The 8731-nt window shown below is 71.1% G+C and carries 13 protein-coding genes; 11 read left to right on the forward strand and 2 right to left on the reverse strand.

All coding sequences use genetic code 11. The features are described from left to right. Window positions 1-106: 106 nt before the first annotated feature. The 4 genes from HET64_RS40180 (at window position 107) to HET64_RS32580 (ending at window position 1940) form a co-directional block, all read left to right on the forward strand. Window positions 107-187: a putative leader peptide gene (locus HET64_RS40180; protein WP_350310325.1), complete on the forward strand. Its 81-nt coding sequence runs from the start codon at window positions 107-109 to the stop codon at window positions 185-187. A 164-nt stretch (window positions 188-351) separates the two neighbouring features. Then, on the forward strand, window positions 352-1191 hold the full coding sequence (locus HET64_RS32570) for a sulfurtransferase (protein ID WP_215110756.1): 840 nt from the start codon (window positions 352-354) through the stop codon (window positions 1189-1191). 43 nt (window positions 1192-1234) lie between these two features. Continuing rightward, window positions 1235-1522, forward strand: a complete 288-nt coding sequence (locus HET64_RS32575) for a DUF1416 domain-containing protein (protein ID WP_003968135.1) — start codon at window positions 1235-1237, stop codon at window positions 1520-1522. 160 nt (window positions 1523-1682) lie between these two features. Next, the gene (locus HET64_RS32580) at window positions 1683-1940 is read left to right on the forward strand and encodes a DUF3099 domain-containing protein (protein WP_215110757.1); all 258 of its coding nucleotides are present in this window, start codon (window positions 1683-1685) and stop codon (window positions 1938-1940) included. Window positions 1941-1961: 21 nt separating this feature from the next. Here HET64_RS32580 and HET64_RS32585 read toward each other — a convergent pair whose 3' ends face one another. Continuing rightward, window positions 1962-2324 (reverse strand): DsrE family protein, encoded by a 363-nt coding sequence (locus HET64_RS32585; protein ID WP_012380275.1) that lies wholly within the window; start codon window positions 2322-2324, stop codon window positions 1962-1964. Between the two features lie 106 nt (window positions 2325-2430). On the opposite strand from HET64_RS32585, the gene HET64_RS32590 reads away from it, so the two are divergent. From HET64_RS32590 to HET64_RS32615, 6 genes are all read left to right on the forward strand, one after another. After that, on the forward strand, window positions 2431-3261 hold the full coding sequence (locus HET64_RS32590) for a hypothetical protein (protein ID WP_251146198.1): 831 nt from the start codon (window positions 2431-2433) through the stop codon (window positions 3259-3261). Beyond that, complete coding sequence (locus HET64_RS32595) at window positions 3258-4079, forward strand: hypothetical protein (RefSeq protein ID WP_215110758.1); 822 nt, start codon at window positions 3258-3260, stop codon at window positions 4077-4079. The genes HET64_RS32590 and HET64_RS32595 overlap by 4 nt, the downstream gene beginning before the upstream one ends. Further along, the gene (locus tag HET64_RS32600; RefSeq protein ID WP_215110759.1) at window positions 4076-4966 is read left to right on the forward strand and encodes a hypothetical protein; all 891 of its coding nucleotides are present in this window, start codon (window positions 4076-4078) and stop codon (window positions 4964-4966) included. Before HET64_RS32595 ends, HET64_RS32600 begins: the two co-directional genes overlap by 4 nt. A gap of 278 nt (window positions 4967-5244) precedes the next feature. Further along, window positions 5245-5817, forward strand: a complete 573-nt coding sequence (locus HET64_RS32605) for an FABP family protein (RefSeq protein WP_215110760.1) — start codon at window positions 5245-5247, stop codon at window positions 5815-5817. Window positions 5818-5875: 58 nt separating this feature from the next. Continuing rightward, complete coding sequence (locus tag HET64_RS32610) at window positions 5876-6424, forward strand: Fur family transcriptional regulator (RefSeq protein WP_215110761.1); 549 nt, start codon at window positions 5876-5878, stop codon at window positions 6422-6424. Between the two features lie 9 nt (window positions 6425-6433). Then, window positions 6434-7399, forward strand: a complete 966-nt coding sequence (locus tag HET64_RS32615) for a folate-binding protein YgfZ (RefSeq protein WP_215110762.1) — start codon at window positions 6434-6436, stop codon at window positions 7397-7399. A gap of 15 nt (window positions 7400-7414) precedes the next feature. On the opposite strand, the gene dtd is transcribed toward HET64_RS32615, so the two are convergent. Continuing rightward, entirely contained in the window at window positions 7415-7864 is a 450-nt protein-coding gene (dtd, locus tag HET64_RS32620) for a D-aminoacyl-tRNA deacylase (protein ID WP_215110763.1), read from the reverse strand. Between the two features lie 115 nt (window positions 7865-7979). Between dtd and HET64_RS32625 the strand changes: the two genes are divergently transcribed. Continuing rightward, on the forward strand, window positions 7980-8636 hold the full coding sequence (locus HET64_RS32625) for an ABC transporter substrate-binding protein (protein ID WP_251146199.1): 657 nt from the start codon (window positions 7980-7982) through the stop codon (window positions 8634-8636). Window positions 8637-8731: the final 95 nt, after the last annotated feature.

The raw sequence follows: 8731 nt of genomic DNA on the forward strand, positions 1-8731 counted from the left end.
ATCCCGGGCCCGCCCGCCCCTTTCCTGTCTCACATCACGGATGATCGTGTCTCATCATGCGACACGACGGTGACATCTCCGTCCGTACCTCCCTACGATCGGACCCATGAAGCGACAGGCGGATCTCACGAAGCGGCGGGCAGTAGACCTGTGCCGCGTCGCCGCCATGCTCTGTCGCACCTTCTGAGCGGGGCGTTCGCACCGTCCCGTTTCCCCCCGGCCCTTCGACCGTTGTCAGGGTCGGCCCGGTGCCCCGTACGCGCCGCGTTCCGTGCCTCCGCGCGTACACCCGCACCCAGCAACTCCGCATCTCGCACCACCCCGCCGCAGACTGCCCCGGAGGAGAACAACATGAGCCGCAGCGACGTCCTGGTAGACGCCGACTGGGTCGAGGCCCACATCGACGACCCGCAGGTCGCCATCGTCGAGGTGGACGAGGACACCTCGGCGTACGAGAAGAACCACATCAAGAACGCGATCCGGATCGACTGGACCAAGGACCTCCAGGACCCGGTCCGCCGGGACTTCGTCGACCAGGCCGGCTTCGAGAAGCTGCTCAGCGAGAAGGGCATCGGCAACGACACGCTGGTCGTCCTCTACGGCGGCAACAACAACTGGTTCGCCTCCTACGCCTACTGGTACTTCAAGCTGTACGGCCACGAGAACGTGAAGCTCCTCGACGGCGGCCGCAAGAAGTGGGAGCTCGACTCCCGCGACCTGACCGACGCCGTCCCGACGCGCCCGGCCACCCAGTACACGGCCAAGCCGCAGGACGAGTCGATCCGCGCCTACCGCGACGACGTCGTCAAGGCCATCGGCAGCCAGAACCTGGTCGACGTGCGCTCGCCCGACGAGTTCAGCGGCAAGCTGCTCGCCCCGGCCCACCTCCCGCAGGAGCAGTCGCAGCGCCCCGGCCACGTGCCGAGCGCCCGCAACATCCCGTGGTCGAAGAACGCCAACGACGACGGCACCTTCAAGTCGGACGACGAGCTCAAGGCGCTCTACGAGAACGAGCAGGTCGACCTGGCGAAGGACACCATCGCCTACTGCCGCATCGGTGAGCGCTCCGCGCTCACCTGGTTCGTGCTCCACGAGCTCCTCGGCCAGGAGAACGTCAAGAACTACGACGGTTCCTGGACCGAGTACGGCTCCCTCGTCGGCGTGCCGATCGAGCTCGGCCCCGCCAAGTAGTCCGACCGACTGACCCGCACGACCCGACCAGAAGGACAGAACCATGTGTGGAGCACAGGCCGGTGGCCCCGACGCTTCGACGATCAAGCCCGGTGAGACCACCATCCAGGGCAGCGTGACCCGCGACGGCGAGCCCGTCACCGGCTACGTGCGGCTGCTGGACTCGACCGGCGAGTTCACCGCCGAGGTCCCGACCTCGGCGACCGGACAGTTCCGGTTCTACGCCGCCGAAGGCACCTGGACGCTCCGCGCCCTGGTTCCCGGCGGCAGCGCCGACCGCACGGTCGTCGCGCAGACCGGCGGGCTCTCCGAGGTCGCCATCGCCGTCTGATCCGCGACGATCCGCGGCACGCCGTTCCGTACGGCACGCAGAACGGCCGAAGGGCCGCACCCCAGGGGGTTGGACGCCACCTGACGCGGGGTGCGGCCCTTCGTGCCGTCCGGGCGCCCACCGGGTGGGCGGGCGGCCCGGGGAGTCCTACGCTGGAAGCATGTACGCCCGACGCAGGCGGAACTACTTCCTCATGATGGGCGGATGCGTCGCGCTCTTCGTGTCCGCCTGGGCCGTGGTGCGCCTGTGGTCCATGCCGGTCGCCGTCGGCATGTGCGTGGTCGCCATGGTGATTCCGCCCGTCGCCGCGATGGTCGCCAACCGGCGGGGCCCGGAGGACCGTTGGTGGGACGACCCCTCCGGCGACCCGGAGTCCGACGAGTGGTGGGACGAACTGGACGGCAGGAAGCGCCACTGAGCCGGGGGAGCCCCCGCCCGGTCAGTAGACGAGCGCCTGGGCGCCGTCCGCCATGGCCTCCTGCACGAAGACCTGCGCGCCCGCGATCCGCACGCCCTCCAGCACGTCCTTCTCACCGATGTCGCGGCGGGCCGCGCACTGCGTGCACAGGGTGATCCGGCCCCCCGCCAGGATCGAGTCCAGCAGGTCCGGCAGCGGGGCCGCGTGCGGCAGTTCGAACTCGGCGGCCCGGCCCGGCAGGGCGAACCACGAGGACTCGCCGGTCAGCCAGAGCGACACCTCCACACCGCTGGCGACGCCCACGGCCGCCACGGTGAACGCCTGGGAGCAGCGCTCGGCGGCCTCGGGCCCGGCGGTCACCTTGATCACAAGCTTCTTCGGCATATGCCGAACTGTAATCGTCCGGGACGCAACCTCCTCGCTGACCTGGGGGTCACTTGTGCGCGCAGGTAAGGGAACCCGCGCTTCAGGTCTCTTGGGGGGACCCCTTTTGGAACCGAACGACACCATTCCTGCCGCACCGGAGGGGCCCGCACCCGTGCCGCCCGCGCCGGCGGAGGAGCCGTCCGTCGCCGACGCGCCCGTACGCCGCCGGCCACGGGGACGCACGACGCTGATCATCGCGGCGGCCGCGCTGCTCGGGATCGCGGGCGGGGCCGCCGCGGGCTACGGCGTCCAGGCGGAGCGGGCGCCGACGCCCCTGGCCGCCCTGTCGCAGCCCGGCCTCGGCTACCCGGCGAAGCCCGGGTCCGCCGACCCGGCCCCGCTGACCGCCGCCCAGGACCGGCGGGTCAGGACGGACGGCGACCTGCGCAAGCTGCTCGTCGACCGGCCCAAGGGGGCGAAGAAGACGCTCACCGACGAGTTGGGCCTCGACGACGGCTGGCAGCCGCTCGATCAGTATGCCGAGACGTACTACGAGGACCCGCACTTCATGTTCGAGTCGCTTTCCGAGCTCGATCTGCGTCGGGTCGCCTCGGTCGCGTGGCGGCAGGGGGAGCACCGGGAGACCGGTGTCCAGCTGCTCCAGTTCCGGTCCGGTGACCGGAACGGCGCGGCGGAGCACTTCGGCGACCAGCTGATGTACATGCCGTGGGACAAGGACGGCGCGGGCAACCCGGGGGACCCGGTCAAGGGCAGCCGCGAGGGCCGCTACTTCCTCTACCCGGTCGAGCGGAAGGCGGGGTACCTCCCGTCCTACCGGGCCAGGGCTCTGGCCGTACGCGGTGACATCGTCCTCGACATCAACATCTTCGACACCGTCCCGATCGGCAAGAAGGACATCCGGACGCTGGCCGAGCGACAGCTGGAGCGGCTGTGAACAACGACGACACGAACCCCCTCACCGGCCCGACCGGGTCGGCCGAGGACCTCGCGCCCGTGCCCGTGCCCGCCCCCGCCCGACGGGTGCGCCAGGTGGTGCTGACCGCGCTGCCCGTCGTCCTGGTGCTCGGGGCGGTCGGCGGCGCGACCGCCTACACGAAGAACACCGTGGACACCGCGGACCGGACGGTCACCACGACCGTCCTGGACGTGGAGCACGCGCCGTCCGGCGAGGACTCGGCGGGCGGTCCGGCCCGGGGCCGCCACGACACCGAGCTGACCAAGCTCCTGCTCCCGGTGCCCAAGGGCTACCGGCTCGGCCCGGACATCGGCGAACTCGGCAACGACAGCGAGACGAGCGGGGCCAAGGCCGCCGCGGCGATGAAGGAGATGGGGCGCGGTCTGGCCGGGAAGGACCGCCGAGAACTGAACAAGTACGTCGAGAAGCTCCGTATCCGGGGCATCGCCCAGCGCTCGTACACCGCGGACTCCCACGACCTCGTCGTGAACGTCCAGATCATGAAGATGCAGGACAAGCGGGCGGTCCGCACGTCGTACGTGAACCGCAAGGAGTTGCTGGACTCCTTCGACGTCTTCCGTAAGGGGCCGTCGATCGACGGCCACAAGAAGGCCACCTGCTACCGGCTGCCCAAGGGCGACAAGAACACCCTCGACGGCATCACCTGCATCGCGTACGAGGGAGAGGTCTCGGTCACCGTCGACGCGAACGGCAGCAAGCCGTTCAGCCCGTCCGACGTCGCGGACCTGGTGAAGGACCAGCTCGACCACATCGCGTCCCCGGGGGAGTACATATGAGCGAGCAGACGGTAACCCCCGGGGCCACCGGGACGCCCGCGATGCCCGAAGCACCGCCGTCGGTCAACGTGTTCGCGCCGCCCGTCCTTCCGCATGAGGCGTCCGACGCGCCCGGCGCGTCGCCGAAGCCGCCCCGGCGGGTCCTGCGCGCCGTGGCCCGGTGGACGGCCGCCGCGCTGGCGTTCGGGGTGCTCGGCACGGGTACGGCCTTCGGGATCGCCTCCCTGGAGCGGACCGACGTCCCCGGGCTCGCCACCGAGGACGACGGCCGCTGGGACTACCCGGAACTGTCCCTGCCCGCGCTCCCGGCCGGTTCGCCCCGGCCGTTCGGGGCCGGCAACCCGGCCGAGATCCACCACGCCGACCTGCGAGAGCTGCTGCTGCCGGCCCCCGCCGGAGCGGTTGCGGACAAGGAACTGCCGGGCGGCTGGATCTCCACGGAGACGTTCCTCGACGCCTACCGGCAGCAGGACCGGCCGTCGGTGGCCCAGCTCCTGAAGGACGCCGTGCCGCGCCACATCGCGGCCCGCGGCTGGACCATGCCGGACGGCACGGTGTCCCGGATCTACCTGGTGCGGTTCAACTCGACGGCGTTCGCGAGCGGCATGATCGACGACCTGAACGTGGGCTCCTCGGCCGGTACGCCGCTGGACCGCACGGACACCACCGAGATCGACGGCTCCTGGAGTTCGCAGAACGACTTCGTGAACACCTCGTCGTTCGTCTTCGCCGAGCAGGCGCCCTTCGGGGCCGAGCACGTCCGGCAGGCGTACACCCTGGCGGGGGACACCATCGCCCTCGTCGTGCACGAGCGCGCCGGGAAGCGGGAGACCGGCCGCATCCCCTTCCAGCAGACGCTGATCCTGCAGAACCAGCTGCTCGCCTGAGACCCGCGGGCGCGGCCCGCGACCGGCACCTGAACGAGAAGGCCGGGCCCCCACCCATTAGGCTGGGGGCCCGGCCCCGTCACCGCCGCCACCCGCTCGTCACGAGGAGCTCCCTGTGCTTGAGGCATTCTTCACCGCCCTGCTGATCCTGGTCTGCGTGGGCGTCACCGCCTTCGCCGGTATCACCGTGAAGAAGCTGTACCAGGGCCAGCGCTGACCTTCGCCGTCCCACGGTTCCCGCCCACCCCTCGCACCCTCACAGATCGTCTGAGCCGCTCATGATCGAGATTTCGTCCGACCTCCACCCGGACCTCGTCCCGCTGGCCTTCCTCCTCGGCAACTGGGCGGGCGCGGGCGTGTCCGACTTCCCCGGCGCCGAGAAGTGCAACTTCGGCCAGGAAGTCACCTTCAGCCACGACGGCCGCGACTTCCTGGAGTACGTCTCCCACACCTGGGTCCTGGACGACGAGGGCAAGCAGGTCCGGCCGCTGGAGACCGAGACCGGCTACTGGCGCATCGACAAGGACCGCAAGGTCGAGGTCGTCATGGCCCGCGACCAGGGCGTCATCGAGATCTGGTACGGCGAGCTGGCCCACCAGAAGCCGCAGATCGACCTGGTCACCGACGCGGTGGCCCGCACGGCGGCCTCCGGCCCGTACAGCGGCGGCAAGCGGCTCTACGGGTACGTCAAGAGCGACCTCATGTGGGTCGGCGAGAAGGCCACCCCCGAGGTCGAGCTGCGCCCGTACATGTCGGCGCACCTGAAGAAGGTCGTCACCCCCGAGGAGGTCGCCGAGATGGCGCGGAACCTCGAGGACATGCCCGACGACGGCATCGCGTTCTTCAAGTAGGGAGCCCGCCCGGGACCGGGGCTGCTGCCCGGTGCTCACCCCGCCCTACACTGGGCGTGTGGTGAGCACCGACTGGAAGACCGATCTTCGGCAGCGCGGTTACCGGCTGACGCCCCAGCGTCAGCTCGTCCTGGAGGCGGTCGACGCCCTGGAGCACGCGACTCCGGACGACATCCTGTGCGAGGTGCGCAGGACGGCGTCCGGTGTGAACATCTCCACGGTCTACCGGACCCTGGAGCTCCTGGAGGAGCTCGGGCTCGTCAGCCACGCCCATCTGGGGCACGGCGCCCCGACGTACCACCTGGCCGACCGGCACCACCACATCCACCTGGTCTGCCGGGACTGCGCGGACGTCATCGAGGCGGATCTCTCCACCGTCGCCGAGTTCACCGAGAAGCTGCGCGCCGATTTCGGCTTCGAGACGGACATGAAGCACTTCGCGATCTTCGGCCGCTGCGCGACGTGCGCGGCCGCGAGAACGCCTGCGGACGGGGCGAGCGACGGGGCCGCGGCCGGGGTCGTGGACAGGGCCTCCGACGGGACCGCCGGCCGGACCGCCGACGCGGGTGCGAACACGCCAGCGAAGGGCGCCCCCGTCAAGTCGTAGGCTGGGCGCATGAAGAGCCCCTTGCTGTCCCTGCCCGGTGCCGTTCCCGCCGAAGGCCGCGACGAAGGCGTCGCCGCGCACTACGGCGACCTGTTCCGCGAGCAACGCGCGCTGGCCGACGGCAACGGCTTCGTCGACCTCTCCCACCGGGGCGTCGTCACCGTCACCGGCGACGACCGGCTGAGCTGGCTGCACCTGCTGATCACCCAGCACGTCAGCGACCTCGCCCCGCACCAGGCCACCGAGGCGCTCATCCTGTCCGCCAACGGGCACATCGAGCACGCGATGTACCTGGTCGACGACGGCACGACGGTGTGGATGCACGTCGAGCCGGACACCCAGGGCGAGCTGATCGCCTACCTGGAGTCGATGAAGTTCTTCTACCGGGTCGAGGTCGCCGACCGCACCGGCGACATCGCCGTCGTCCACCTCCCGGCCGGCTCCATCGCCGAGGTCCCGGACGGGGCGGCCGTACGGGAGACCCCGCAGGGCCGGGACCTGTTCCTGCCCCGCGCCGACCTGGAGGCGTACGCCGCGGCCCACGGCCCCGCCGCCGGGATCCTGGCGTACGAGGCCCTGCGCGTGGAGGGGCACCGGCCGCGCGTCGGCTTCGAGACCGACCACCGCACCATCCCGCACGAGCTGGGCTGGATCGGTGGCGCCGTCCACCTCCAGAAGGGCTGCTACCGGGGCCAGGAGACCGTCGCCCGCGTCCACAACCTGGGGAAGCCGCCGCGCCGGCTCGTCTTCCTGCACCTGGACGGCAGCGAGGTGCACCTCCCCGGACACGGGACGCCGGTGCGGCTGGCCGCCGACGGTCAGGAGGGCCGTCAGCTCGGCTTCATCACCACCTCGGCCCGCCACCACGAGCTGGGCCCGATCGCCCTCGCCCTGGTCAAGCGGAACGTGGCCGTCGACGCGGAACTGCTCGCCGGGGACACGGCGGCCGCCCAGGAGACGGTCGTCGAGCCGTAACCACTCCGCGTACGGCTACACCTCGATGATCACCGTGAACGGGCCGTGATTCGTGAGCGAGACCCGCATGTCCGCTCCGAACCGGCCCGTCTCCACGTGCGCTCCCAGCGCCCGCAGCCGCGCCACCACCTCGTCCACCAGGGGCTCGGCCACCTCGCCGGGCGCGGCGGCGTTCCAGGTGGGACGGCGGCCCTTGCGGGCGTCCCCGTAGAGAGTGAACTGAGAAATCACCAGGAGGGGGGCGTTCACATCCGAACAGGACTTCTCGCCCTCCAGGACGCGCACCGACCAGAGCTTGCGGGCCAGCTGCGCCGCCTTCTCCGGGGTGTCGTCATGGGTGACCCCGACCAGCACACACAGGCCCTCGCCGACGATCTCCCCGACGACTCCGGGGGCCGAGGGATCGTCCGTCGCACCGGCGACGGAGACGCTCGCGCCGTCCACTCTCTGTACCACTGCACGCATACAGACCAACCTATCTTGGGCTGAACGGGTACAGAGCACCTGCATCGGCACGGTGCGGAGTGGCACGATGCACGATGTCGGTGTGCCGACGCACCGGTCGAGGGGACGGAACAGCATGAGTACCTATGGAGCCGGACAATCTCCCGGTGCCGTACCGGGCGGACGTCACCGCGCCGGCACCCTGCGGTCACCCGTACAGCGCAGTCTGCCGGGGCAGGGTCCCGTACCGCCACCCGCGACGCCCGCGGCGGCCGCCACCGTGCCCGAGCAGGCCGGCGGCGACGCGGGCTCCGGCGGGCTGCGGCTGCCGGAGCTGCGGACGCTGCGCCGGGACGCCCAGCGCGACGAGGCCGATCTCAGTTACGTACGCCGGCTGGTGCAGGGCCGGATCGACATCCTGCGCGCCGAGCTGGCCCGCCGCCGGGACCCGGAGGCCCCGGTGGAGGACGCGGCGGTGGTCAGCCGGCTCTCGGAGATCCTGGCCGACACCCCGTCCCGGCACCGCACCTCCGCGCGGCACGTCACGCTGACGACGCCGCGCGGCGACGAGTTCCGGCAGCTCGCCGCCGAGACCCTCGCCGAGGTCGAGCTGTCCGACCTGGACGCCCGGACGGACGAGGAACTGCACACGGCGATGGGGCGGCTCGTCCGCTACGAACAGCAGGTCTCCCGCCGTCGTCACGAGCTCCAGCGCACCGCCGACGTTTGCAGCGCGGAGATCGCCCGCAGGTACCGTGACGGGGAAGCACAAGTAGACGACCTGCTCGCCTGAAGCGACCCTTCCGGGCGCGGGTCCCGCACCCCCGTCCCCGGAAGGCCACCATGACGTCCACCGACGCCCCGTCCGCCATATCCACCGCCCCGGCC

This window comes from Streptomyces sp. McG3, assembly GCF_018619185.1.
In the GTDB taxonomy this organism is placed as follows: Bacteria; Actinomycetota; Actinomycetes; order Streptomycetales; family Streptomycetaceae; genus Streptomyces.

Bases quoted from the DNA above. Each gene is read 5' to 3' on its own strand.
- HET64_RS32600 (WP_215110759.1), top strand. From the start codon at position 4,076: ATGAGCGAGCAGACGGTAACCCCCGGGGCCACCGGGACGCCCGCGATG.
- dtd (WP_215110763.1), bottom strand. From the start codon at position 7,864: ATGCGTGCAGTGGTACAGAGAGTGGACGGCGCGAGCGTCTCCGTCGCC.
- HET64_RS32605 (WP_215110760.1), top strand. From the start codon at position 5,245: ATGATCGAGATTTCGTCCGACCTCCACCCGGACCTCGTCCCGCTGGCC.
- HET64_RS32625 (WP_251146199.1), top strand. From the start codon at position 7,980: ATGAGTACCTATGGAGCCGGACAATCTCCCGGTGCCGTACCGGGCGGA.
- HET64_RS32580 (WP_215110757.1), top strand. From the start codon at position 1,683: ATGTACGCCCGACGCAGGCGGAACTACTTCCTCATGATGGGCGGATGC.
- HET64_RS32570 (WP_215110756.1), top strand. From the start codon at position 352: ATGAGCCGCAGCGACGTCCTGGTAGACGCCGACTGGGTCGAGGCCCAC.
- HET64_RS40180 (WP_350310325.1), top strand. From the start codon at position 107: ATGAAGCGACAGGCGGATCTCACGAAGCGGCGGGCAGTAGACCTGTGC.
- HET64_RS32615 (WP_215110762.1), top strand. From the start codon at position 6,434: ATGAAGAGCCCCTTGCTGTCCCTGCCCGGTGCCGTTCCCGCCGAAGGC.
- HET64_RS32585 (WP_012380275.1), bottom strand. From the start codon at position 2,324: ATGCCGAAGAAGCTTGTGATCAAGGTGACCGCCGGGCCCGAGGCCGCC.
- HET64_RS32575 (WP_003968135.1), top strand. From the start codon at position 1,235: ATGTGTGGAGCACAGGCCGGTGGCCCCGACGCTTCGACGATCAAGCCC.